Origin of the sequence: Kribbella voronezhensis (assembly GCF_004365175.1) — a bacterium.
Classification (GTDB): Bacteria; Actinomycetota; Actinomycetes; order Propionibacteriales; family Kribbellaceae; genus Kribbella; species Kribbella voronezhensis.
In genome coordinates, this window is the sequence record NZ_SOCE01000001.1 from 3,255,091 (window position 1) to 3,279,202 (window position 24,112).

The window sequence follows — 24,112 nt, forward strand, 5'->3', positions numbered from 1 at the left end:
AGAAGCCTTATGCCGGTCCCGCCTGATTGAATCTGATCTCCGTAGAGGTGTCGATCCATATGTCGTCAGCTACTGGATCCTTCGGCGGATTCGCCGACACATACACGCGCGGCGACTCGGCGACCATCTGGACCAATGATGCGACTCCGCCAGTAACCCCTAACAGTTCCTTGCGAAGATCAGCGGCTTCCTCGGCCGCACCCGGCAGGTGCTGAGTTAGCCTCCGTTCGATCTCCATCCTGCGCGCCTGCAGACCTGCGAGCTGAGCGACGATATTCGGAAGTTCCTGTCGCGCCCGCTCCCTAGAGCGGAGGTGGCGCACCAGCGCCGAGTACTCGTCTGGGATGTGAACCAAGTCCTCCTCAGACGGCCGGGCTGGCGAATCTGCTGCCAGCGCCCTGGAGATCGCATCTAACTGCGCGCCTTGGGCAGAGATGGAGGCAGTGAGCAACTCCAGCGCGGCCTTGTCCGCCTGAAGCTCCGTGAGCCTCCGTGTCGCGTCCTGCCCTCGGTAGTTGCCGATTTCTCTAAATATCAGCACTGCTAACACCAACACGAACAAGACCCATCCCAACCAGGCGGGACCATCCGGTATATCGGGCAGATTCATCTAGCCAGTATGGGACCAGGGATTGGGTCGACTGCACCGTGGCAGTCGCAAGCCCCTTCTCAGACGCGATGAGCTGAGAGTGCTCGAGCTTTGCCTGATCGGCGTCGGAGGAACTCTGACAAGTGGCGGTGGCGATCGACCGCATCGCCGGGCTCCAGAAGGGTCTCAATGTGGGTCTCATCCGCGACCGTCCGGGGGCGTTCGCTGTGGTTCACGAACCCCGTCGGCAACGCTTAGGAGTTGGTCCCGATCTGAACTGAACGTCGGATTGCGGTCTTGGAAAGCGTGTTGGGGGCAACCCCTCACGAGTTCGAATCTCGTATCCTCCGCCACCAACAGAGGGCCGGACGCTCAGCGTCCGGCCCTTCCTGCGCCCAGCAAACCCCGCCCCGCCGGGCTCCTACGTTCGCCCGGCTCCCCACCCCCCCAGCTACGGGCTCCTCCGTCGCCGCACGCTGCCTCGCACCGAACACTCTCCCGACGCGGCGAAGTACTCAGCCCGTCTCTCTACCCGCCTGGAGTGCCAGCCCCTCGCAGCAGCACGGCCAACATCCTTGCGAAGCTCACTAAGCCGCAGCCCCAGCGCCTCTTCAGACGTCAGTCTCATCCGCATCAGTCCGGGGACGTTCATGAACGTCGAACTGGTCTGCGGCCGATGGGGAACCTCGTTGGACCATGCGTACGAACGTCGCCCGTTGGCTGTCAGCATCCGCATGTCATAGGGCTCTCAGGGCCTCTTCGAAGTTGGTTACAAGTCCCTCACTGGGGAAGCGGTGGCGTAGCTCCTGGTCGAGCTCTCCGGCGATCATGTGCAGGTGCATCTTGCTCTGGCGGCCGTTCTTGAGGCCGCTCACGCCAAGCTCGACGGCTTGCTCAAGGTCGCCCTCTCGGCCAGCGACGAAGCCGAGAGTGATGCGGCATTCAGCGATCCGCATTGGGCTCAGCTCGTAGCCCTTTGGAGTGATGTTGTCCTTGATCACAGTGCGGGCGTACCGGGCGGCTAGCTCGTCGTCTCCGGCGATTCTGTGGACATCCATTGCGTAGTAGTCCCACTTGGCGGGGTCCACCTTGAAGTGGTTGTCTGGCCGGTCCGGATACGGAAGGCGAGTAAGCATCTCCTTGCCGCTCTCCAGCAGGGTTTGCAGGTCCGATTCGCCGAGGCGCGCTTTGGCCTTCGCCTCCTGGGCGATGAGCTGCACGTGCGCACTGCTGGTCTGGGCTACAGCTTGGCCACGTTGGGCAGCGTCGACCGCCTGGCGAAACCGACCTTGTGTCAGAGCGAACCAGGCGGTCATTTCATGGGCCCAACCGGCTATTTCGGGGTGGCCGGCCTCCAGGCCTAGCTGCATGGCTGCGGACTTGGTGGACTCCGCCGCTGTCCGCATGCCGAGGTCGTACTCAACACACCCAGCAAGCAAGGCAAGCCATCCACCCGCTACTAGCAGGTCTGCATGGGCTTTGAGGCCGACTGGTCGACGTAGGAGACCTGCGACGTGCTGAAGCCAGCCGTGGGCCTCCTGGCGCAGCTCTAGGGCGTCGCGGTGGTTGTACTGGCAGCAGAGTTCTTCGATAGTCGCCTGGAGGCTCTCCAAGGTTGCCGCTGTGGTGTCGCTGGCCTGCATGCGTTGGATCAGCTCGGCCGTCTGCCACGGCGTCAGGTCGAGCTTCGAGACTGTGTCTCCTCGGGCTGCCGAGATCAGCTCACCTTTGGCCCGTAGCGCCTCGTCACAGGACCGAGCCAGATCCTCGGTCGGGGTCTTCCTGCCGTTCTCCAGATTCGACAAGTAGGAGCGGCTGTAGTGCGTTGCATTACTGAGGTCGGCCAAGGACCAACCCCGGTGCTCTCGGTACTCCCTCAGGCGATCTCCGAAGGTCACGTGGCCCAGTGTCCCCCATGCCCTTGTATCCCTGCATCCTGAGCCAGAGGGATACGCAGGAACCAGTGATCTCACCCTCTGTTGTCGTCAAGCTGAGGACATGAACGGGACATATACGGGGCGCGATGTGGACGGGGTGGAGTGGTCAGGAACCGACGTATGCGACGGCCTGCACCCGAAGACCGGCATGCCGTGCGTCCTCGGAGATCACAAGGGCTACCACCGCACCGCTGACGGCGCGGGATGGCAAGACGAGGACTGACCTCACAGTCTGGCGGGGTGTGCGTGTGAAGCCCTGAGAACCGCGCACACCCTGCCTACCAAGCAGGACACCAAGACCGGGCGAGGCGTTGGATATCCGCCTCGCCCGGTCCTCCCGGTCCCGTCGCGCAGACGAATCCAGAGAAGTCGTTGCGGCCAGTGCAATGGCCTCCACGTCCACAGCGGACACCGGAGCAACGGGACGAGACGTAGCTCAGGTGCCCGTTTCTCTACGCTGAATCGGTACGGCTGATGTGTGCTCTCGGCAACCTTCTTGAGGTACCTGCCCAGAAGGCGCAGGCGGGTCGTCTCTATCGGCTGGGGAAAACCCAACCCCGAAACGCTCCGGACGCCAACCCGAGGGCGCGCGGTCGAACTCGCGGTTGGCGAACACCTCGGCGAGCGGCTTTCCGTATCGAGGTCGGCAGATGTCTAGGTAATGAGGACGATTTGAACGGCCTCCACCTGCTGGGTGATGCCACGATTGCGGATCGCTGGGTCGCCAGCCTGTCGGTGCGCTGGCCTGCGCACCGCGTGGTTGGCTGTCTGCGTCAACCCTGACATGGCTAAGGAAGCCGAGGAGAACCGGTCCGCGATTCCTTGGGAGTCGTGTCGAATTCGGGAGCGGTCGTTCGACGCCTAGGCAGATGGCGCCCACAGGTGGCCAGTTGGCTGGAGACCACAGGAGGTCGAAGTGTCTATATCCATCCTCGACATGTCGATGTCGCTCGACGGGTACATCGCTGATCCCGACGACTTCCTCGGCGGGGAGAACGGTGAGTTGCTCCACGACTGGTTCGCTGCCGGCGGGCCTGCTGGACAGTTCGAAGCCGAGTGGAACGCCGCCGGCGCCATCCTCGCAGGGCGGCGGACCGCCGAGCTCATGGATCACTGGGGCGGTGACCACAACGGCGCCCCGATCTTCGTACCCAGTCATCGGCCGCCCGGCCCGGCCGCCCGGTGGAACTACCCGTTGGTGACCTACGTGACCGACGGAATCGAAAGCGCCATGGCACAGGCGAAGGCCGCCGCCGGGGACCGGGACGTCCAGGTGCGCGGCGGCTACGTCGCGCAGCGTGCAATCGAGGCAGGGGTGCTCGACGAGGTGCAGATCCATCACATCCCGGTACTACTCGGTGCCGGCCGCCGACTCTTCGACCTGCTGCCCTCGCTCGTCACCCTGGACATCATTCGCGTCATCGACACCCCCCAGGCCACCCACATCCGCTACCGCGTCCGCCGCTGACCGGCATGACCCTGGCGCCCTAGAGTCGACTGAAGCGGTGTACCGAGAGGAACGACAAGCCGGGGTGGCAGCACGTCGCCGAAACCTTCCCGGACGGGCCCTCAGATCTGGGAGCCGCCCCGGAGTTGATAGTCACAACAAGCCACTCAGGCAGGCGAGTAGCGGCCGCGGCCTTGGGGGATCAAGCCGAGTGGGCTAGGCGACTGACGAGGGAGCGGGCTTCGTCGAATCCTGCCGCCGGCGAATCGGCGCCGACCGCGGAGAGGACCGTGTCCAAGGTACGACGGTCGTGGGCGTACATCCCCGATTTCGTCTCCGGGCTGCCCGCCAGTAGACCGGCGACGCCGGCGGCGACCGGCTCGTTGTCGAGCAAGAGCGCGGCATGGGCCAGATGCACCAGGTCGACGTGCTGCTGCTCCAGGTCCCCGATCTCGGTGCGGATTCCCAGCGCGCCAAGAAGGAAGGGAACAGCATCAGCCGTCCGGCCGAGGGCGAGGAGGGATACACCCATCCCGCTGAGGCCATTCCCGGTCAGGTTCACGATGCCAACACTCGGCGCCAGCCCCAGCACGCGGAGAAACTCGGAATGTGCCGCTGCAGGCTCGCCTTCGCCGAGGAGGAGAAATCCAAACTCTTGCCGCGTATAGGCCTCTAGCGAGGTGTCCCCGGCAGCGAGCGCCATACTGAGGGCTGTCTCGAGGTGAGGCCGCGCAGCCTCCAGATTGTTCTCCTTGAGGCTGACGATACCGAGGAATGCGTGGGCTTTCCTCACCAACTCCAGCAGCCCCGCCGCGGTAGCCGCCGCTAACACTTCCCCAAAGAGCCGACGGGCGGGAACGACTTCATGTCGCATCTCATGCTGGCGACCCCGCCGAAACAACTCGTCGACGTACTGCCGCCCTGCAATGTCCGGGCCCGGTTCAACCTGATCCGTCACCCGACGATTGTCACCCATCGAGCTGAAGCCGACCTGATGCCCGAACCACTGCCCGCCACCCAGCCGGCTAACAGGCTAGTACTGGCGCCGGGGTCGGAAACTCCGACAGAGGACCGCGTACGTCGAGCCGGTGGGAAGTCGCCGGTTTCAGTTGTCTCGGCCCTGCCAGGTGGTTACGCAGGCTTCGTTTCCCTCCCGGTCGGCGAGCACCCAGAAGGCGGGGGCGCGCGTCGCGGACACAAGACGGCCCCCAGCTGCCAGGGCGGCTTCGACGCGCGGCGCGGCCTCGTCATGGGGAACACTGATGTCGAAGTGGATGCGATTGCGCTGCGGGCGCGGCGAATCCATCTGCTGGAACCAGATGGCCGGGCTCTGCCCGACCGGGTCGACAAGCGGATCCGCCGGTCCGTCGGCACCCGACTCAGCGGTGTAGCCCATCACCGCCTTCCAGAACGGCCGAATCCCGGCAATGTCCAGTGCATCGATCGCGATCTCCACAATCTGAACGGATCGCGGTGCCCCCGTTCCGATTTCGGGCTCGGCCCGCAACCCAGCGCTGTCCGCGGAAGCAGAGATCAGAAGCGCCAGTTCGACATCCCGCGTGGTCACCGCCGCGCGCTCCAGCGACTGCAGAGTGAAGACGACTCGATCGGGGCGGGCATCGACGCTCAGGTGCCGATCGGCGTCGTCGCCGCAAACCGCGACAGCGTCCGCTGCAAAGCCGATCGCTCGAGCCAACGATCCGACCGGGACCGACGTGCGCAAGGAGCCCAGCAAGAAGCGCCACCCGAATTCCTGGACCGCCTCAGATGCTTCCTGCCGACCCAATGTCCGTTCCATGACAGCATCCTCGCAGCCGCGCCTCCTCAGACACCTAGTACTACGTGGCGCCGGTGGCCGTGGTCTTATTCCGCGACGGTTACCGAGAAGTGCTGGCGGTAGCGTTCTGGAGTGGTTGCGAGGTGGCGGGTGAAGAGGCGGTGGAGGGTTTCGCCGTGTTTGTAGCCGACTGTTCTGGCGATGGCGGTGACGGTCAGGGCGGTTGTTTCCAGGAGACGGCGGGCTGCTTCTACGCGCAGGCTTTCCACGAAGGCGGCCGGGGTACTGCCGGTCTCGGCGCGGAAGGCGCGGGCGAAATTACGTTCGCTCATTCCTGCCCGCCGCGCCAACGCGGCCACGCTGAGGTCTTGGGCGAGATGGTCGGGTAGCCAGTTCTGTACTGCCCGGATGGCTGGGGTTCGTGCGGTCTGCACTCGCAGCTGAGCGCTGAACTGGGTCTGGCCGCCGGGCCTGCGGGTGAAGACGACGAACCCACGGGCGATCAACTGCGCCAGCTCCGGGCCGTGATCGTCCTCGACCAAGGCCAACGCCAGATCGATGCTCGCCGTGACTCCCGCCGAGGTCCAGCGGTTGCGGTCGCGGACGTAGATCCGGTCCGGCTCGACGCGCACGAGCGGGTAGCGCTCGACGAGTTGCTCAGTCGCTCCCCAGTGCGTCGTCGCGCGGTACCCGTCGAGCAGTCCTGCCGCGGCCAGCAGGAGGGAGCCGGCGCAGACCGCGGTCACCCGGCGCGAACGCCGGGCGAGCGCCGGAAGCTCCGGCACCACCTCGGCCGAGGCGGCCGGATCGTAGACGCCGAATCCTCCGATCACGATCATCGTGTCGATGTCCTCGTCGCCGTTGGCCAAGTCCTGCAGGGTGTGCTCGACGGGAATCGTCAGGCCGCCGTTGACGGTGACCGTCCCTGCCCTCGGCGAGGCCAGTACGACGCGGTAGACCGGTGTTCCTATGGCGATGTTCGCCGCATCGAAGATGTCCATCGGCCCGGCCAGTTCGATCAGCTGGATGCCGTCGTACACGACGAGCACAACGGTGCGGAGTGGGACCACGGCTCTATCGTCCACCCTGTCGATGCGTCCGGGCCGCAGAGGCGATCACTCGACCCGTCGGGCGGGATCGTCGGCGTGCTGGCGCACGAACCCGATGATCAGTTCGGCGACTCGATCGGCGTACTCCGCCTGTGCGTAGTGCCCGCCTCCCTCGACGACGGCCACCTGGCCGATGCCGGCGGGTGCGGCGGCGACGATCGCTTCGCCTTCGGCCCGCGGGTCGACGAAGTCCGGGTCCTCGGAGCCCATGATCACCAGGAGGGGACGCTTCAGTTCGGGCAGCTTGGCTTCCGCGTCGGCCGGAGTGGTCTTGCCAGTCTTCATGAACTCTTCCCAGCGGCCCGGCTGTCGCAGGGTCTCCATCAAGCCGTCGGTGTACTGGCGGTAGTCGTCGGGCTTGTGGGGGTAGGCGACGTCGAGATACGAGCGCCACATCTTCGGCGACTTCAGCAGCTGCGTCCCGACCAACCGGGCGAAGCCTCGGCGATACCGCCGTACGGCGAACAGCGCGCCGAAGTTCAGCTTCGCGACGCGGGTGAAGGGGTTGATCTCGACGATCGCGGTCACCAGTTCCGGAGCCAGAGCCGCGGCGATGGTGGCGGCGCCGCCGGACAGCGACTGGCCGACGATCACCGCGGGGCCGCCGAAGTACCGGATGACGCCGAGCAGGTCGTTGGCGACATCCGTGCGACTGATGGCGGCCTTTCCGGTCACCGAAGGCCAGTTCAGGCTGGACTCGCCGTGACCGCGCATGTCCACGTTCACCACCCGGAATCCCGCGTCGGCCAGCAGTGGCGCCAGGTGCCGATAGTCCTGCCGCCGAACGCCCATTCCGTGCGAGAGCACCACCAGCGGCCCGTCGCCGATCACGTCGTACGCGATGCGCCCGCCGTCGAGAGTCACGAACTCGGTCATTCGCCACACCTTCCTCACTGTTCGCAGCAAGTCGCGAAGCCCGCGACCAGGACGATTGAATGCGTCAGCCGCGCGTCAGTACGGCGTTCGGGCAGGAACGGTCAGACGCGTGGCTGTCTCAGTCAGAAGCTGACTCGTTCGGCAGAGGGATCCAACGGCCGGCGGTCTTGCTCGCCCCGCTGGCAACCACGGGAGACAGCAGCCAGACGAACGGGATGTTGCTGAACCACCAGGTCAGTACGGCGGTGAGCGCCCAGAACAAGCCGAAAACCACGAGCATGATCGCCTTGATCGTCAACTGCCTCCCGTCCGCGCCGGGCTCCAGTACGCCGCTGCGCACCACCACGAACAACAGGGCGGCCTGACAAAGGAGCAGCAAGGCCTCGACCCCGGCGAAGAGGCAGATGGTCAAGGGATTGTCGGCGAGGTCCCCGACGAGTGACTCTCCGACGAGCGCGGTCGGATACGGCAGCAGAACCACGAGAATCAGCAGCGGGATGTGCAGGAACATCATCGCCGGAGTGACCCGCTCGAGCTGATCGAAGACGGCATGATGCTGGCGCCACGCCGCCCACAGCATCAAGAACGCGACGACGAACGCCACGAACGAGCCGACGTTGTCCCCGAGAAACCGCCACAATTCGGAGGCCATCGCCATTCGGTCCTCCCCGCCGCCGGCCGCGCTCCGGCTTGGGGATCTCGATGACGAGCAGCGTCATGGCGATCGCGAACACCGCGTCGGTGAACATCCCCACGCGCTCAGAGGTCAGCCCGGGCGCGACTGCACGTCGTACGGCGGTGGTTGTCACAATTTCTCCTGACGGGCGGCGGGTCTGAGCGAGTTCGTACTGCGGGTCGCCGGCCGGCCGGGTTGGTCAGGCTTAGACGGAACGACTCCGTATCGACTAAAGCACGGAACAAGTCGAGACGCAACCGTTCCGTCTCGTGCTAGGGTCGGGCATGGCCAGTTCACCAGCGCGCAGGGCTCCCGGCGGGCCGGTGCTTCAGGACACCGTCACCGAGGCAATCGGCACCGCGCTGTTCGAAGAGCTCGCCGCGGTCGGCTACGGGAGGCTCACAGTCGAGGCCGTCGCCAAACGCGCCGGCGCCGGCAAGGCAGCTGTCTATCGACGCTGGCCCTCCAAGCAGGCGATGGTCATCGACCTGGTCACCCGGGTCGCGACCACCACAGCGGACGCCCCCGACACCGGCACGCTGCGCGGCGACGTACTCGAGTTTCTGTCCGCCGGCGCCAAGGCTCTGGCTCACCCACTGATGTCGCGGATCGTCCCGGACCTGCTCGCTGAGGGTTCTCGCAATCCCGAGGTGGCCGCGATTCTGCTGGAGCAAGTCGGGGGCACTCGCAGGAAAAAGGCGGCGGCGATCCTGTACCGCGCGATCGAGCGCGGCGAAATCCCCGCCGACACCGACATCGAACTCGGCCTGGACTTCTTGGCCGGCCCTCTCTATTGGCGAGTGGGAATTCTCCGCGACCCGATGGATACCGAGCGTCTCCAACGCCTCACCGACAAGGTGGTTGCCGCGATAGCCGCCGCGCCGATCTCCGACGGCGAGGTAGCTTCGCGAGCATGATGGAGCAGATTCCGGCACGGGAGTTCCATGCTGCTGATGGCGTTGAGGACTGGCGCTCGCTGTACCACCTGGTCTCGGCGCATTTCCGTACTGCGTCGCTGGCCGAAGGCGTCGCGTTCGTTGAAGAGATCGGCCGCATCACCGGGGAAGCCGAGGCGCAGTATCTCGCTGTTGACCTGAGGGCTGCCGGTGTCACGGTGTCGTTGGGACGGCGTGATGTTGCGCTGGCTCGGCGGGTCTCGTCGGCGGCGAAGGAGTTGCATCTCCGCGCCGATCCGACCGCTGTGCAGGTCGTCAACGTGACGCTCGATGTGCTTGTCGGCGGCAACGTTCTCCCGTTCTGGAAGGCGCTGCTCGGATACGGGCAGATCGGGGACGACTACCTGTTCGACTCACTGCGCCGGGGGCCGGGATTCGGCTTACAGCAAATGGATTCCGAGCGCCCGCAGCGCAACCGGATTCACCTCGACGTCGCCGTACCGCACGATCAGGCCGAGGCGCGTGTCGCCGCCGCTCTGGCCGCGGGCGGTCGTCTGGTGTCCGATTCCTACGCACCGAAGTGGTGGGTTCTTGCCGATGCCGAGGGCAACGAGGCCTGCATCGCAACGTGGCTCGGGCGTGAATAGGACGGGGTTCGTTCCGCGGCTGGAGCTTCCTTCGCTACTAGGGCGTGAGTAGCGTCGCGAGGGTGTCGGCGTAGCTGGTGAGGCGATCCAACTGGGAGCCGTTGCGGGTGATGCGGAAGCCGTGGCGGCGGCCCCAGAAGGCGCCTTCGACCAGGTGGAGTTGGGCCCAGCGCTGGGTGCGTTCGCGGTCGAGGTTCGCAGCTTCGGTGAAGATGTCGAGGAAGCGGCGTACCGGCTTTGCCAAATCGCCTGCTTCGAAGAAGGTCAGCGCGCGGACCTTGAGCAGGGCGCCGGCGTCATACGCGGGATCGCCTGCGTAGCCTTTCGGATCGACGACCAGCCAGGGCTCGCGGTCTGCCCGCAGGATGTTTCTGGCGTGGAAATCGCCGTGGACAAGGGTATCCGGCTGGATCGGCCCGAGTTCGCGGACGGTCGCGAGGGCGGCATCGACGACGTACGACGGCAACGGGTGCGGCAACTCCGTCGAATCGCGGAGCAGTTGCTCCTCCCACTCGCCGGCCCGATCTCGCAGCCGCGGCAGAGCAGGTGGCGCCGGGATTGCCAGCCGGCGGCTGAGCTCCCCTGCGACGGTCGCCACCTCGTCACTGTCTTCGACGCCCGCCAGGGTTGACGTCCGAGCCCGCTCGAGCAACATCGCGTACTGCGAATCGTCGCGCTCGTACAGCTGACTGCGGCGCCACCATTCCACGCCACGAACGCGTCGGGCTCGTGCACATTGCCGGGATGCGGAAACGACACCTTCAACGCGGCGGGACCCTGAGCCCGTCGTACCGGGACGATGACCCCGACGCCGCCGTGCATGACTTCGCCGTCTTGCGCGCATTCCCACCGGTCAAGCAACCCGTCCACAATGCTGGGCAGTTCGGCAAGCCACTTCGCGCCGCGCTCCCCTTCACGCTCGACCGTGCTCCGTTCAAACGCCCCAGGTATCCCAACCATCCGCGCACCCTAGGCGCGCCGACCTGCTTCAGAACGACTGGGGTACGCCAACTCGCTGAGGTTGAGCAGCTCTGGCATGCCCGGTACATACCGATCGACAACCACCACACCGAACCGCAGGAGCCGCACGGGGCACCACCTGCACCGGATCCAGGACGAGCAACCACCGCTTCGTTACCGAGCCCGCGACGCAGGAGCGGCGACGCAGGAGCGGCGACGCAGGAGCCGCACGGGCACCACCTGCACCGGATCCAGGACGAGCAACCCCCCTTCGCTACCGAGCCGCGACGAGGGAGCGGCGAACCACGGGGCGGGCGGGAGCCGCGACGCAGGAGCCGCGTGGCGTACCACCCGCACCCGACCGACGACGGCAACCACCGCGTCTTTCACCGAGCCGCGACGCAGGAGCGGCGACTGCGGGCGGGTGGGAGCGGCGACGCAGGAGCCGCGTGGGGGATCACCTGAGCAACATGGTTGCTGCAGGCATACAAAACAGAAGGCAAGGAGATGACTCTCCCTGCCGTGTCTAAGTTATAACGCATGGGGGGACTTGCCGCAAGGCCCCGTGGGTGGCGGAGAATCGTCGGCCGTAGCTGAATCTGCCGAACGACGGGGAGTCGCAGAGTGCGTGTGTTGTTGTCGATGTACGGGAGCCGCTGATATGACCACCAGTGCGTTCGATCTCCCGGAAAGCCTCAGCAGTAAAGCCGATCCACACCTGATCGCCCAGGACGAGCAGCACTTCGCGGCGATCAAGGAAAGCCTCGAGCAGTCCATCGCCGAGTTGACCGACCGGCTCGACGAGACCCGCAGAGCGCCCGGCGGCGAAGGCCAGGCGGCCCTCGACCGGGACCTGGAGATCCACCGGCTGACCACCAGACTGCGCACCCTGCGCAGATTCGGGCTGGACCTCTGCCTCGGCCACATGGTCAGCGCGGAAGACAACCAGGCACTGTACGTCGGACGTCTCGGCCTCACCGACAGCGACGGCCGCCGGCTCCTGATCGACTGGCGATCGCCTGCGGCGGAGCCGTTCTTCGGTGCGACCCATGCGAACCCGATGGGTCTGACCAGCCGCCGCCGGTACCGCTGGACGCGCGGCAAGATCAGTGACTACTGGGACGAGATCTTCACCGAGGACGGCCTCGAAGGACACAAAGCGTCACTCGACGACCAGTCCGCCTTCATCGCCAGCCTCGGCAGCAACCGCTCGCCTCGCATGCGCGACGTACTCGGCACCATCCAGGCCGATCAGGACGCGATCATCCGGGCGAGTTCCCGCGGCGCCCTGGTCGTCGACGGCGGCCCAGGAACGGGGAAGACGGTCGTCGCGCTGCACCGTACGGCGTACCTCCTGTACTCCGATCCGCGCCTCGGCCACCGACGTGGCGGCGTACTGTTCGTCGGTCCGCACCAGCCCTACCTGGCGTACGTCTCCGATGTCCTCCCCAGCCTCGGCGAGGAAGGCGTGCAGACCTGCACCGTCAGAGATCTGCTGCCCGAAGGCCGAACAGCACCGGACGAAACGGACCCCGAAGTAGCGCGCCTGAAGGCCACAGCGGACATGGTGAAGGCGATCGAGCCGGCGGTGAAGTTGTACGAGGAGCCGCCGACCAAGCCGATGACGGTCGAGACGCACTGGGCCGACATCTGGCTCAGTGCGGCCGACTGGGTCGAGGCGTTCGGGGCGGCAGACCCCAGTACTCCGCACAACGAGGCGCGCGACCAGGTCTGGGACGAGCTGATCACGATCCTGCTCGACAAGCACGAGGAGGAGAACGAGGACGACGACCTCTCGATCGACCTGGTGCGCAGATCCCTTGAGCAGAACGAGGATCTGATCGATGCCTTCGGCAAGGCCTGGCCGCTGATCGAGCCGACCGACCTCGTCGGTGACCTCTGGTCGGTGCCCGCCTACCTGCGGATGTGCGCGCCCTGGCTCAGCCCCGACGAAGTGAAGAAGCTGCAACGCAAGGAAGCACCGCAGGCCTGGACGACCTCCGACCTCCCCCTGTTGGACGCGGCGCGACAGCGGCTCGGCGATCCCGAGGCGTCCCGACGCAAGCGCCGGCAGAAGGCAGCCGCGGCAGCCGAGAAGGAGCGGATGGCCGACGTCATCGACAACATCATCCAGGCCGACGACGACAACGAAGGCTGGGTGCCGATGCTGCGCGGGCAGGACATCCAGAACAGCCTGATCGACCTCGGTGGCCTCCCCACCGCGGACCCAGACCTGCTCGCCGGCCCCTTCGCCCACATCGTCGTCGACGAGGCTCAGGAACTGACCGACGCGGAATGGCAGATGTTGCTGCTCCGCTGCCCGTCCAGAAGTTTCACCATCGTCGGCGACCGCGCCCAGGCCAGGCACGGCTTCACCGAATCGTGGCAGGAACGGCTCGAAAGAGTCGGTCTCGACCGGGTCGAGCTGGCCTCGCTGAGCATCAACTACCGAACGCCGGAAGAGGTGATGACCGAAGCCGAGCCCGTCATCCGCGCCGCACTGCCGGACGCCAATGTGCCGACCTCCATCCGCAGCAGCGGCGTACCGGTCCGGCACGGATCAACAGCGGAGCTCGACTCGATCCTGGACACCTGGCTGGTCGAGAACGCGGAGGGGATCGGCTGTGTCATCAGTGCCGACGGGACAGTCCGTACGCCGGACCGCGTGCGCTCCTTGACGCCTGTGCTGTCCAAGGGACTCGAGTTCGATCTGGTCGTCGTGATCGACCCGGAGTCGTTCGGCGAAGGGATCGAAGGAGCTGTCGACCGCTATGTCGCGATGACCAGAGCGACCCAGCAACTCGTCGTACTCACCACCGGGTAGGACTCAGCTCGTGCCGAGCGCGTACTGGGTCCCGGTGACGGCGGCACCGCGGGCCCAGTCGGTGAAGGTGAGCGGGGTGGTGAGGATGGTGAGCTCGCAGCGTTGCACTTCTCGCGGCCCGGGCCGCAACCGGTCCGCGATCACCTCGTTCAGCGCGGCGGAGTCCGCCAGGGCAGCGACGTCTTCGCCGGCCAGCACGATGCAGGTGCTCTGGAGTGCCCCAGCGAAGGTCGCGATCAGATGTCCGAGCGCCCGGGCCGCCGCGTCGAGCCGGGCGGTGGCGTCCGGGTCGCCGGCGGCGCGGGCGGCGATCAGGTCGGCCATGGTGACGGGCCGGCCGGCAGCCGCCGACGCCTGCGCCTCGAAGTCCTCGCGATTGAGATACGCGGCCACACACCCACGGTGTCCGAGGCCGCAGACAGGACCCGTCACGTCGACCGGCGCGTGCGCGAGCAGATGCCCGTTGTCGATGGTCTGCTCGACCGGAACGCCTTCGCGGACGACACCGATGCCCAGACCGGCGCCCACGGTGATCACCCCGAAGGTCGAGTGAGTGCGCCCGGCGCCGAACCACAACTGCTCGCGCGCGAGAGCCGCGACATCATTGGTGACGATCACCGGCAACCCGGTCCGCTCCCGCAGCGGGCCGGCGAGATCGACCTCGCTCCAGCCGAGGAAACTTCCTTCGAGTACGACGGACTGGTCGGCGACCACCCCGCCGACGGACACGCCGATGCCGTCCAGCGATGGGACCTTGCGGCCCAGCTTGGTGACGAGCTGGGCGATGACTTTGACGGTGCCGTCGACCGGGACGACACCATCGACCGCCGCGGGGAGGGCCGCCTTCGCAGTCCCCTGCACCTCGCCGAAGAGGTCGCACACCACGCCGTACGCCGTGTCGCCGGTGAGCTTGCAACCGACCACGTGCCGGGCGCTCGGGATCGCGGCGAGGATCTGCCGCGGCCGGCCGATCGCGGTCGCGGGGTCGAGATCCTCCGAGGCGATGCCGCCCCCGATCAACGAGCGGGCGACCCGCGACATCGAGGCGTAGGAAAGGTTCAGCCGGTCGCCGAGATCGCCGCGGGTAGCGGGGCCGTGGACCAGCAACTGCTGGGTCACGGCGAACTCACCCGCCGACAGTGATCTCTCGGGCGCGGACCGCGCAGGCCTGCTGGTCACTGTCACCCACTTAGTTTACAAGTGACCCTTGTCACACCGGCCATCATGGCTTATTTTCAATCTGACTGTAAATACCTCAGGGCCGGGATACCTCACGCCGGCTCTTGGGCAGTCGATCAATCGGCTGGCGTCCGTGGGTACGGGGTCACGACAGGGGAGTTCACGGGCGCCACCCGTTCGAGCGGTTCGAGCGTGCCGGTGCGCCGCAGTACACCGGGCGGAGGAGACACCCCATGGCCACAGCGACCCCGACCCAGCAGCAGGCCAGCCGCCGGAAAGCCCCCACCGGCTACCGCGACGACACCCGGCTCGCCCTGCTCTTCATCCTGCCCGCCCTGATCGGCTTCTCGGTCTTCATGATCTGGCCGACGCTGCGCGGCATCTATCTCAGCTTCACCAAGTTCAACCTGCTCACGCCGCCGAAGTTCAACGGCCTGGACAACTACATCCGGATGGTCCAGGACCCGGTCTTCTGGAACGCCCTGAAAGTCACCCTGTACTACGTGGCCCTGAACATCGGATTGCAGACAGTGCTCGCCCTCGTCATCGCCGTGATGATGCAACGGCTCACCCAGAAGACCTGGCTGCGCGGCATCGTGCTCACGCCGTACCTGGTCTCGAACGTCGTGGCGGCGATGGTGTTCCTGTGGATCCTGGACTACCAGCTCGGGATCGGGAACACGATCCTGGCCGGCCTGGGATTCGACCGGTTGCCGTTCCTGTCCTCCGACACCTGGGTCATCCCGACGATCGCGTTGATCAACGTCTGGCGGCACGTGGGCTACACCGCGCTGCTGATCTTCGCCGGGCTGCAGATGATTCCGGAGACCGTGTACGAGGCGGGCAAGATCGACGGGGCGAGCGAAGTACGGATGTTCCGCAGCATCACCATTCCGTTGCTGCGGCCGATTCTCTCGCTGGTGTTGATCATCACGGTGGTCGGCTCGTTCCAGGTGTTCGACACCGTGGCGATCGCGACCCGTGGTGGACCCGTCGATTCGTCCCGGGTGCTGCAGTTCTACATCTACGACGTCGCTTTCGGGCGGTTCCAGTTCGGTTATGCCTCGGCGATGTCGGTCGCCCTGCTCGCAGTACTGGTGGTCATCACTTTCGTCCAGTACCGGCTCACCCGCGCCGAGTCTTCCGACCTGGCCTGAAAGGCGACGACCAATGACTACCGACACCACTCCGCAGGTCGCGACCATCGCGCCCACCACTACGGTTCGTCACGCCGCCCCGAAGGAGCCGCGCAGCTTCAACCCCGGCCGCGCACTCGCCTGGGCCTTCATGATCCTCGTGATCCTCGTCAGCCTCTTCCCCTTCTACTGGATGCTGCGGACCGCTTTGTCGAGTAACAACGCCTTGTACGCCGGTTCGCACAGCCTCCTGCCCGTGCAAGCCTCGGCCGGTGGTTTCGAGCGGGTTTTCGGCCTGCAGACCGGGCAGGAGGCGATCGACGCGGGCGGCGCCGGCCAGGCGATCAACTTCTGGCGCTATCTGTTCAACTCGGTCGTCGTGTCGACGCTGATCACGGTCGGCCAGGTGTTCTTCTCCGCGATGGCGGCCTACGCCTTCGCGCGGTTGCAGTGGAAGCACCGGGAGAAGGTCTTCGCGTTCTTCCTTGCCGGGTTGATGATTCCGGCCATCTTCACGCTGCTGCCGAACTTCGTGCTGATCAAGCAGCTCGGCCTGGTGGACACGCTGCTCGGGATCGCGTTGCCGACGATGTTCATGACGCCGTTCGCGGTGTTCTTCCTGCGCCAGTTCTTCCTCGGCATCTCCCGTGAGGTCGAGGAGGCGGCGCTGATGGACGGCGCTTCCAAGGTCCGGGTGTTCTTCCGGCTGATCCTGCCGATGTCGGTGGCGCCGATCACCACGCTGGCGATCCTCACCTACATCGCGTCCTGGAACGAGTACTTCTGGGCGTTGATGGTCAGCTACACCGACAAGTCCCGGGTGCTCACCGTCGCGCTCGGGGTGTTCAAGTCGCAGACGCCGCAGACCGGTCCGGACTGGTCGGGGCTGATGGCGGCCACGCTCGTCGCGGCCCTGCCGATGCTGGTGCTGTTCATGCTCTTCGCGAAACGCATCGTCAACTCCATCGGCTTCAGCGGGATCAAGTGAGGACGTCATGACCAGTCTCAGACACCGGATCCAGGCCGCCGCCGCGGTCGCCGCACTCGCCATCGGAGCGTTGACGGCCTGCAGTGGCGGTGGCGGTGGCAGCGCGAACGGCCCCATCGAGTACTGGCTGTGGGACTCGGCCCAGCAGCCCGGCTACCAGAAATGCGCCGACGCCTTCCAGCAGCAGAATCCAGGGTTGAAGATCCACATCTCGCAGTACGGCTGGGATGCGTACTGGTCCAAGCTCACCGCCGGTTTCATCGCCGACACGGCGCCGGACGTCTTCACCGATCACCTGTCGAAGTTCGCGCAGTACGTCGATCTGAAGGTACTGCGGCCGCTCGACGACCTCGGTCCGACCAGCGACATCTCCGACGGCGACTACCAGCAAGGCCTGGCGGAGTTGTGGAAAGGCCAGGACGGCAAGCGATACGGCGCTCCGAAGGACTGGGACACCATCGCGATCTTCTACAACAACGCGGCGCTCAAAGCGGCCGGCGTGGATCCCAGCGCACTGCAGAACCTGACCTGGAACCCGACCGACGGCGGCACTTTCGAAAAGCTGGTCGCGCATCTCACCATCGACACCAAAGGAAGGCGTGGTGACGAGGCGGGCTTCGACAAGGCGCATGTGAAGACGCACGGGCTCGCGTCGGAAGGCTCCGGTGGTGGCGGTTGGGGCCAGACGCAGTGGTCTGCGTTCGCCGGGAGCGCCGGCTGGGAGGCGACCGACAAGAACCCGTGGGGCAGCCGGTTCAACCTCGACAAGCCGGAGTTGCAGGACACGCTCAGCTGGTACTTCGGCCTGGTGCGCAAGGGCTACATGCCCAGCTACGAAGAGATCGGTGGCGCCAACGCGGTCGGCACGGACAAGCAGATCCAGTCCGGTACGGCGGCGCTCGGGCTCAGCGGGTCGTGGATGATCTCGACCTTCACCAAGCTGACCGATGCCGCCGGCAAGAAACTCGACATCGGTCTGGCCCCGACGCCGATCGGCCCGAGCGGCAAGCGGGCGTCGATGTTCAACGGGCTGGCGGACTCGGTCACGACCTTGTCCAAGCAGCCGGAGAACGCGGCGAAATGGGTGAAGTTCCTGTCCGGCGCGGAATGCCAGAACATCATCGGCCAGTCCGGCGTGGTCTTCCCGGCCCGCCCGGCCGGAACGAACCTGGCGATCGCCTACAACAAGAACGAACGCAAACTCGACGTCACACCGTTCACCCAGCAGGTCAAGGACAAGACGACCTTCTTGTTCCCGGTGACCACCAACGCGGCCGACATCGCCGCGCTGATGGCTCCCCGGTTCGACGCGGTCTACATCGGCAGCTCGCCGATCTCGTCGCTGAACAAACTGAACAACCAACTCAACGACCTCTTCAAGGTCGCCCAGTAGACGCCCCGGCCGGGTGCACTCATCACGCACCCGGCCAGCCGGCATCCCGTACTACGTGTCGCCGGTGGCCGCGGTCTGGTCCGCGACCGGTTTCAGGCAGTTGGCGAGCACCGACAGAGCCTTGAAGGTCTCCTCGTCGGCAGCGGTCGGGGCGAGCAGGGGCGAGTTGGGAAGAGTCGCCGCTGCCGCCAGGGCCAGGCCGGCAGAACCCCAGCCACCGGCGACGTCGGCTTCGTAGTACGCCTGGATCGATGCTGTCGCGGTGGGTGCTTCCAGGGTGACGACGGCGGCCAGGAGCGGGGGCGCGGTGAGGCTGCCGCCGCTGGTTTCGAGGGCGCGGGTGACCGCGGCGAGCACCGCATCGTCGAACGGGTGTGCCAGCGAGAGCCAGGCGCCCATCACCTGCTCCCGCCAGTCGGAGCGCAGCAGATGGACGACCTCGTCAGCCTTCATCGAGTCGACCAGCGCGGCGAGTCCGGCGAGCACCGAAGGGCCGGCCTCCAGCGCGTTGGTGCCCATCAGCTCACGATAGAAAGGCACCACACAGCGCGCTTTCAGTTCACTCCACGATTCACCACTCACACCCCGACCATAGATGTCGAAAGCCTCGCTCCCGCCACACTTGCACGGAGTTGCAAATGATTCGGCGATCAGATCAGCGGGACGAGTTGGGCTTCCTCGTAGTCCAGGTGGTTGATGACGGCATCGATCAGGTGGTCGAGGTCTGCGAGGGTCGTGCCTGAGGCGGTGGTGCTGACGAGGCGTTGAAGTTCTTCGAGGAGTTCCGCGATCTTGGCGTGTTCGGCGTCGAGACGCTCGACGGTGGCCGCTGCTTCGGGGTGCTGGGCCAGGATCGACGGGAAGAGCATCGTCGACTCGCCGGTGTGGTGGTGATGCAGGCCCTGGCACATCGTCAGGCAGTTGATCCGGAGCTGGGCCCCGAGCGAAGGACCGGCGGCCGCGAACTCCTTGCGGATCAGGACGAGTTCGCGGCGGAAGAGGTCGTGGATCAGTTTGAGCGACTCGGCGAGGGAACCACGGTGGCCGGGTGGGCCGGTGACGACCTGCTGCAAGGCGACCACCGGGATGATCCGGGTGGTCTTCGACTGGTACTCGCCCCAGCCCGGATCCGCCTCGACCAGGCGCGCGAAGATCTCGTCGCGCTCGGCATCCCGGAGTACGACGGCGTCGGCTTCGTAGCTGAACAGGCCGGTCTCGACCGTGACCCGCGGGTGGGCGAGCAGATTGTGGTACCAGTCCGGGTGCTTGGGACCGCCGCCGGCCGATCCGACGACGAGGACGCGCCCGCCGGTGTCGGGGTAGTAGCCGAGGATGGTCGTGTGCGGCTTTCCGGAGCGGGCCCCGGTCGTGGTGAGCAGGAGCAGGCGGGCACCGTCGAAGGGGCCACCCACCTGCCCTGCGTTGGCGCGGAATTCGGTGATGATCTGGTCGGTGAAGTCGTTCAGCATTCTCTTCTTTCTCACTGGGATGTTCGGCAACAGGGCAGCACGAAGCGTTGTCAGCGGAAGAAGAAGGCGGGCCTCTAGCGGCCCTGCCGGCGCTCAGAGCGCAGCCGGGAACCCAACGAACTCACGGCACGAGGCCGACCCGGCAGTCATGGGCTCATCGTAGAACACCCGCGGGTCCACCCTCCAGCGCCGATCGGTGGTGCTAGACAAGGTCCCGTGGAGAATGCGCCGCTTCGTGAACGGCTGGTCCAGGTCGGTGTCGAGTTGCTCGAGGAGGAGGGCCTCGAGGCGCTCACCCTGCGCGCGATCACCCGGCGTACGGGGGTCTCCCACGGGGCACCCCGGCGGTACTTCGCGACCCACAACGCCTTGCTGGCCGCGATCGCGGCGACCGGGCTGGCCGATCTCGCCGCGCGGCTCGGGCCTGCCGCGAGCGACACCGCCGTACCGGCCGATCGGCGGCTGATCCAGTTGGGCGTGCGCTACCTGGCCTTCTCGGCGGAGCGTCCGGCGATGTTCGAACTGATCTTCCGGCACGACCTGCTCGCCGGGGCCGGCGGCAACCTGCGCCAGACCTCGCTGCCGCTCTTCGACACCGTCACCGCTCTGATCCAGGAAGCCCTGCCGACGGCGACCGATGCCCGCGAACGTGCGCTGGCGCTCTGGACCAACCTCCACGGCCTGGCCACGCTTCGCACCACGCACGCCCTGGACGTCCTCGACCTCCCGGGCGACGACCCGACCGGATGGATCACCCGCATCGTGCAGGCCCATCTGGCCTGACGGAAATCCGGAATTGATCACGGATCGTCGCAGCGCGCATTCGCCGGGTAGCAGAATGAGTGGTTATTGGTTGAGCTGGCAGGAAAACCTGGGGAATCCGAGAAAAAAGAAACGAAACGTGTAACGGTCCGTAGGTTGTGACGATAAAAGGTTGAGCGACCAAGCCGGGGGGCTTAGTGGGCGCTCCGGTGTTTCTTCGGGACCACCGGTGATTGTGGAGGGGGCCCCAGCAGGTGCTCGCCCGGGGCGGGGCGAGCACCTGCGACGGGGACTACCGCGGCCGGCCGTTCCAGCCGCCGCCGGGCTCAGCCCTTGATGCCGACATTGGCCATTCCTTCGACGAACCGCTTCTGCGCGAAGACGAACATCACGATCATCGGCAGCGTCGCCAGCGCCGTCCCGGCCATCAGATAAGGCCATTGCACCTCGGCCGGATTCTGCGCGAAGATCGCCAGCCCGAGTTGCAGCGGCCGCATCGTGTCCGACGTGGTGATCATCAGCGGCCAGAGAAATCCGTTCCAGGCCGCCTCGATCTGGAACACGCAGATCGTGATCAGGGCCGGCTTGATCAGCGGCGTCATGATCCGCCAGAAGATCCCGAATTCGCCGAGCCCGTCGACGCGTGCCGCCTGGGCCAGTTCGTTCGGAACGGAGACGTAGAACTGCCGGGCCAGGAACGTGAACAGCGGCGCCGCGCCGAGCGGGATGATGAGACCCCACCAGGAGTTCAGCCAGCCGATGCCGCCCTGGCCGAGGATGTTGTTGCCGCCGAACAGCGGGATCGACTTCACGATCAGGAACAACGGCACCAGGATGATCTGGAACGGCACCAGCAACAGCAGGATGAAGTAGCTCAGCAGCGCCTTGGATCCCTTGATCGGCAGCTTCGCCAGCGCGTAGCCGGCCGTCGTACAGACCGCCAGGGTGAAGGCGGTCTCACCGACCGCGATGAACAGGCTGTTGCGGAAGTACCGCAGGAACGGTGCGGTCCGCATCGCCTCGACGAAGTTGTGCCAGCGCAGTTCGCCCGGCAGCCAGGAGAACTTGGCGATCTCCAGGTCGCTCTTGAACGCGGTCAGCACCATCCACAGGAACGGCGTGATCATCAGCAGCGCGCCGACGGTCAGGACGACGTACAGCAGGATCCGGCCGGGTCGCCAGGCCGATGGCGCCGCGATCGGAGCGGTAACGGTTGCGCTAGTCATTGACATCCGCCTTCTGGAGCAGGCGTCCCAGCCCGATGAAGATCGCGATCAGCAGCATCATGATCACCGTCTCGGCCGACGCGAAACCGAGTCGCAGGGCCTGGAACGCGTTCTGATAGATGTCCAGCACCAGCACCGTCGTCTCGGTACCGGGGCCGCCCTTCGTCATCACGTAGACCAGGTCGAAGACCTGGAAGGTGCCGACGATCGAGGTGACCAGGACGAAGAACTGGACCGGCCCGAGCGCGGGCCAGGTGACGTTGGCGAACTTCTGCCAGCGGCTCGCGCCGTCCAGCGAGGCCGATTCGAGCAGGTCGCGGGAAACGCCCTGCAGGGCGGCCAGGTAGATGATGATCTTCGTGCCGAGGCCCTGCCAGATGCCGACCAGCATCAGCGACGGCAGCGCCGTGTTCGGGTCGGACAGCCAGCGGCCCGGCGCGAACCCGAACAGGCTGAGGAATCCGTTCGCCAGCCCCGAGCCCGGGTTGTAGATCCACAGCCAGATGGTGGCGACCGCGACCGTCGCGGTCACCGTGGGGATGTAGAACGCGGTCCGGAAGAACCCGAGCCCCTTGATCTTCTGGTTCAGCCCGATCGCGACCGCCAGCGAGAGCGCCATCGAGACGGGGATCACCACCACGGCGTACAGGATCGTGTTGACCAGGGCGGCCCGGAAGTCCTGGTCCTTGAACAGGTCGACGTAGTTGCCGAAGCCGACCCAGGCCCAGGAGTCACCGAAGCTGTAGTCGGTGAAGCTCAGTACCACCGCCGCGACCACTGGGATCACGATGAAGATCGCGGAGTGCAGCAGGGCGGGAGAGAGGAACAGCCAACCGGCCCGGACCTGGCCGCGGATCAGCTTGCGGCTGTCCTTGGCCGGAGTGAGGCGGCGCGGGGCGACGGTCGGCGCGGTGCGTTCGAGGGTTGCGCTCATCGGGACTGTCCTGCCAGGTTGGCCAGCACCTTGGCGGGATCCTTCTGACCGAGGACCGCCTGGGTGAGCTGGGAGTCGAAGTTGGCACGCATCTCCAGCCAGTTGGCCGAACCGCCTTCGTAGATGGCCAGCGGCAGGCCTTCGGCGACGAACTTGCTCAGCGGGTTCGACTTCGCCTGCGGTGAGTTCGCCGCGTCCTTGTAGGCGGGGAGCTTCTTGTTCAGCTTGGCGATCGCGTCCAGCGAGCTCGGCTTGGTCAGCGACTGGATGAAGGACCAGGCCGCCTCCTTGTGCCGGCTGCGGGAGCCGATCGAGGCCAGGTCGCCGCCGACGAACTCGACCTCCTTACCGCTGTCGAAGCGGAAGAACTTCAGGTCGTCGCAGTTCTTCTTGCCGACGCCCTTGTCCGAGCAGTCGACCGCACCGCCGACGATGCCCATCGCGGCCTCACCAGTGAGCACGAGGGGTTGCTGCGCGGCGTTCTGCTGACCGTAGGGCTGGACGTGGTTCGCCATCGACTTCAGCAGGTTCAGGGTTTCGAGGCCCTTCTCGTTGCTGTAGTTCGGCTGGCCGTCGACGTACAGGTTCGTGCCGGTCGAGGCGAGCAGTGTGGTGTAGGTCTGCCGGAAACTGGTCGCCGCGGCCATGTCGAAGCCGGACCGGGTGATGGTGCCCTTGGCGTTCTTCACGGTCAGCTTCTCCGCGGCCGCCTTGAGTTCGTCCAGGCTCTTCGGCGGCTTGTCCGGGTCGAGTCCGGCCTCCTTGAAGGCACTGATCCGGAGCGCGGCGGCGCGGGCGTCGGCGACCAAGGGGTACGCGTAGAGCTTGCCGTCGTACGTCGCGGCCGGCACCAGCGCACCGATGCTCTTCTCCTCGATCACCTGCGGCGTCACGCCGTACGGCGCGAGGTCGGCGAAGATCCGCTTGGACGCGAACGGCTGGATCCAGCCGACGCCGGTGACCATCACGTCGTACGGGATGCCGGCCGCGATCGAGGTGGACATCTTCTCGTTCAGGGTCGCGTACGTCGCGAAGTCCGGCTCGACCTTCATCTTCGGATAGGTCCGGTGGAAGTCCGCGACGACCTTGTCGAACTCCGCCCGGCCCTTCGTGCTGGGCGGGAAGGACGGGATCAGCACCCGCAGCGTCCCGGTCGCCTCGGCCGGCGGGAGGCCGTCCGTCGATTTGTCGATCACCCCGTTGCCACAACTGCTCGCGGCCAGGCCGAGTATCGCGGCCAGCACCACCAGTCCACTCTTGGCGCCACGTCTCACAGGGGAACTCCTT

The 24,112-nt window shown here is 66.1% G+C and carries 24 protein-coding genes; 10 read left to right on the plus strand and 14 right to left on the minus strand.

Going from position 1 to position 24,112, the window contains the following annotated elements; genetic code table 11:
* Positions 1-7 precede the first annotated feature (7 nt).
* Both EV138_RS14860 and EV138_RS14865 read right to left on the minus strand, forming a co-directional pair.
* Positions 8-610: a hypothetical protein gene (locus EV138_RS14860; protein WP_133979527.1), complete on the minus strand. Its 603-nt coding sequence runs from the start codon at positions 608-610 to the stop codon at positions 8-10.
* A gap of 716 nt (positions 611-1,326) precedes the next feature.
* Positions 1,327-2,487: a helix-turn-helix domain-containing protein gene (locus tag EV138_RS14865; RefSeq protein ID WP_133979528.1), complete on the minus strand. Its 1,161-nt coding sequence runs from the start codon at positions 2,485-2,487 to the stop codon at positions 1,327-1,329.
* 100 nt (positions 2,488-2,587) lie between these two features.
* Here EV138_RS14865 and EV138_RS37290 point away from each other — a divergent pair, with 100 nt between their 5' ends.
* Together EV138_RS37290 and EV138_RS14870 are read left to right on the plus strand one after the other, a co-directional pair.
* Entirely contained in the window at positions 2,588-2,749 is a 162-nt protein-coding gene (locus EV138_RS37290) for a hypothetical protein (RefSeq protein WP_166678596.1), read from the plus strand.
* A 693-nt stretch (positions 2,750-3,442) separates the two neighbouring features.
* Complete coding sequence (locus EV138_RS14870; RefSeq protein WP_133979529.1) at positions 3,443-3,994, plus strand: dihydrofolate reductase family protein; 552 nt, start codon at positions 3,443-3,445, stop codon at positions 3,992-3,994.
* 181 nt (positions 3,995-4,175) lie between these two features.
* Here EV138_RS14870 and EV138_RS14875 read toward each other — a convergent pair whose 3' ends face one another.
* The 5 genes from EV138_RS14875 to EV138_RS14895 all read right to left on the minus strand — a co-directional run bounded on the left by EV138_RS14875 (position 4,176) and on the right by EV138_RS14895 (position 8,393).
* Positions 4,176-4,931: a hypothetical protein gene (locus EV138_RS14875; protein WP_133979530.1), complete on the minus strand. Its 756-nt coding sequence runs from the start codon at positions 4,929-4,931 to the stop codon at positions 4,176-4,178.
* Between the two features lie 147 nt (positions 4,932-5,078).
* Complete coding sequence (locus tag EV138_RS14880; protein WP_133979531.1) at positions 5,079-5,771, minus strand: 4a-hydroxytetrahydrobiopterin dehydratase family protein; 693 nt, start codon at positions 5,769-5,771, stop codon at positions 5,079-5,081.
* A 65-nt stretch (positions 5,772-5,836) separates the two neighbouring features.
* Complete coding sequence (locus EV138_RS14885) at positions 5,837-6,820, minus strand: GlxA family transcriptional regulator (RefSeq protein WP_133979532.1); 984 nt, start codon at positions 6,818-6,820, stop codon at positions 5,837-5,839.
* A gap of 45 nt (positions 6,821-6,865) precedes the next feature.
* On the minus strand, positions 6,866-7,735 hold the full coding sequence (locus EV138_RS14890) for an alpha/beta fold hydrolase (protein ID WP_133979533.1): 870 nt from the start codon (positions 7,733-7,735) through the stop codon (positions 6,866-6,868).
* A 118-nt stretch (positions 7,736-7,853) separates the two neighbouring features.
* The gene (locus tag EV138_RS14895; protein WP_133979534.1) at positions 7,854-8,393 is read right to left on the minus strand and encodes a TMEM175 family protein; all 540 of its coding nucleotides are present in this window, start codon (positions 8,391-8,393) and stop codon (positions 7,854-7,856) included.
* A 302-nt stretch (positions 8,394-8,695) separates the two neighbouring features.
* Between EV138_RS14895 and EV138_RS14905 the strand changes: the two genes are divergently transcribed.
* Together EV138_RS14905 and EV138_RS14910 are read left to right on the plus strand one after the other, a co-directional pair.
* A complete protein-coding gene (locus EV138_RS14905) occupies positions 8,696-9,328 on the plus strand; it encodes a TetR-like C-terminal domain-containing protein (protein WP_133979535.1) in 633 nt (210 codons plus the stop codon).
* Positions 9,325-9,954 (plus strand): 4a-hydroxytetrahydrobiopterin dehydratase family protein, encoded by a 630-nt coding sequence (locus EV138_RS14910; protein WP_133979536.1) that lies wholly within the window; start codon positions 9,325-9,327, stop codon positions 9,952-9,954. Before EV138_RS14905 ends, EV138_RS14910 begins: the two co-directional genes overlap by 4 nt.
* A 37-nt stretch (positions 9,955-9,991) precedes the next feature.
* Here the strand turns inward: EV138_RS14910 and EV138_RS14915 are convergent, their stop codons facing one another.
* A complete protein-coding gene (locus EV138_RS14915) occupies positions 9,992-10,663 on the minus strand; it encodes an aminoglycoside phosphotransferase family protein (protein WP_202866723.1) in 672 nt (223 codons plus the stop codon).
* A 590-nt stretch (positions 10,664-11,253) separates the two neighbouring features.
* Between EV138_RS14915 and EV138_RS38400 the strand changes: the two genes are divergently transcribed.
* Positions 11,254-11,379, plus strand: coding sequence for a hypothetical protein (locus EV138_RS38400; protein ID WP_255513693.1), 126 nt, complete (start codon positions 11,254-11,256; stop codon positions 11,377-11,379).
* A 196-nt stretch (positions 11,380-11,575) separates the two neighbouring features.
* Positions 11,576-13,738, plus strand: coding sequence for an RNA polymerase recycling motor ATPase HelR (helR, locus tag EV138_RS14920; protein ID WP_133979537.1), 2,163 nt, complete (start codon positions 11,576-11,578; stop codon positions 13,736-13,738).
* 3 nt (positions 13,739-13,741) lie between these two features.
* On the opposite strand, the gene EV138_RS14925 is transcribed toward helR, so the two are convergent.
* Positions 13,742-14,923, minus strand: a complete 1,182-nt coding sequence (locus EV138_RS14925) for an ROK family transcriptional regulator (protein ID WP_133979538.1) — start codon at positions 14,921-14,923, stop codon at positions 13,742-13,744.
* Between the two features lie 227 nt (positions 14,924-15,150).
* Between EV138_RS14925 and EV138_RS14930 the strand changes: the two genes are divergently transcribed.
* Genes EV138_RS14930 through EV138_RS14940 form a run of 3 tightly spaced genes read left to right on the plus strand, consistent with a single transcriptional unit; the run spans position 15,151 to position 18,434 of the window.
* Positions 15,151-16,074: a carbohydrate ABC transporter permease gene (locus EV138_RS14930; protein WP_133979539.1), complete on the plus strand. Its 924-nt coding sequence runs from the start codon at positions 15,151-15,153 to the stop codon at positions 16,072-16,074.
* A 13-nt stretch (positions 16,075-16,087) separates the two neighbouring features.
* Entirely contained in the window at positions 16,088-17,041 is a 954-nt protein-coding gene (locus tag EV138_RS14935) for a carbohydrate ABC transporter permease (protein WP_133979540.1), read from the plus strand.
* 7 nt (positions 17,042-17,048) lie between these two features.
* Entirely contained in the window at positions 17,049-18,434 is a 1,386-nt protein-coding gene (locus tag EV138_RS14940; protein WP_133979541.1) for an ABC transporter substrate-binding protein, read from the plus strand.
* 51 nt (positions 18,435-18,485) lie between these two features.
* Here the strand turns inward: EV138_RS14940 and EV138_RS14945 are convergent, their stop codons facing one another.
* Positions 18,486-18,953 (minus strand): hypothetical protein, encoded by a 468-nt coding sequence (locus tag EV138_RS14945; RefSeq protein WP_133979542.1) that lies wholly within the window; start codon positions 18,951-18,953, stop codon positions 18,486-18,488.
* 131 nt (positions 18,954-19,084) lie between these two features.
* Positions 19,085-19,918: a nitroreductase/quinone reductase family protein gene (locus EV138_RS14950; protein WP_238158147.1), complete on the minus strand. Its 834-nt coding sequence runs from the start codon at positions 19,916-19,918 to the stop codon at positions 19,085-19,087.
* A 201-nt stretch (positions 19,919-20,119) separates the two neighbouring features.
* On the opposite strand from EV138_RS14950, the gene EV138_RS14955 reads away from it, so the two are divergent.
* Complete coding sequence (locus tag EV138_RS14955; protein ID WP_133979543.1) at positions 20,120-20,686, plus strand: TetR/AcrR family transcriptional regulator; 567 nt, start codon at positions 20,120-20,122, stop codon at positions 20,684-20,686.
* 305 nt (positions 20,687-20,991) lie between these two features.
* Here the strand turns inward: EV138_RS14955 and EV138_RS14960 are convergent, their stop codons facing one another.
* Genes EV138_RS14960 through EV138_RS14970 form a run of 3 tightly spaced genes read right to left on the minus strand, consistent with a single transcriptional unit; the run spans position 20,992 to position 24,099 of the window.
* Positions 20,992-21,891, minus strand: coding sequence for a carbohydrate ABC transporter permease (locus tag EV138_RS14960; protein WP_112241696.1), 900 nt, complete (start codon positions 21,889-21,891; stop codon positions 20,992-20,994).
* A complete protein-coding gene (locus tag EV138_RS14965; RefSeq protein ID WP_133979544.1) occupies positions 21,884-22,825 on the minus strand; it encodes a carbohydrate ABC transporter permease in 942 nt (313 codons plus the stop codon). The genes EV138_RS14960 and EV138_RS14965 overlap by 8 nt, the downstream gene beginning before the upstream one ends.
* Entirely contained in the window at positions 22,822-24,099 is a 1,278-nt protein-coding gene (locus EV138_RS14970; RefSeq protein ID WP_238158148.1) for an extracellular solute-binding protein, read from the minus strand. The genes EV138_RS14965 and EV138_RS14970 overlap by 4 nt, the downstream gene beginning before the upstream one ends.
* Between the last annotated feature and the right edge of the window lie 13 nt (positions 24,100-24,112).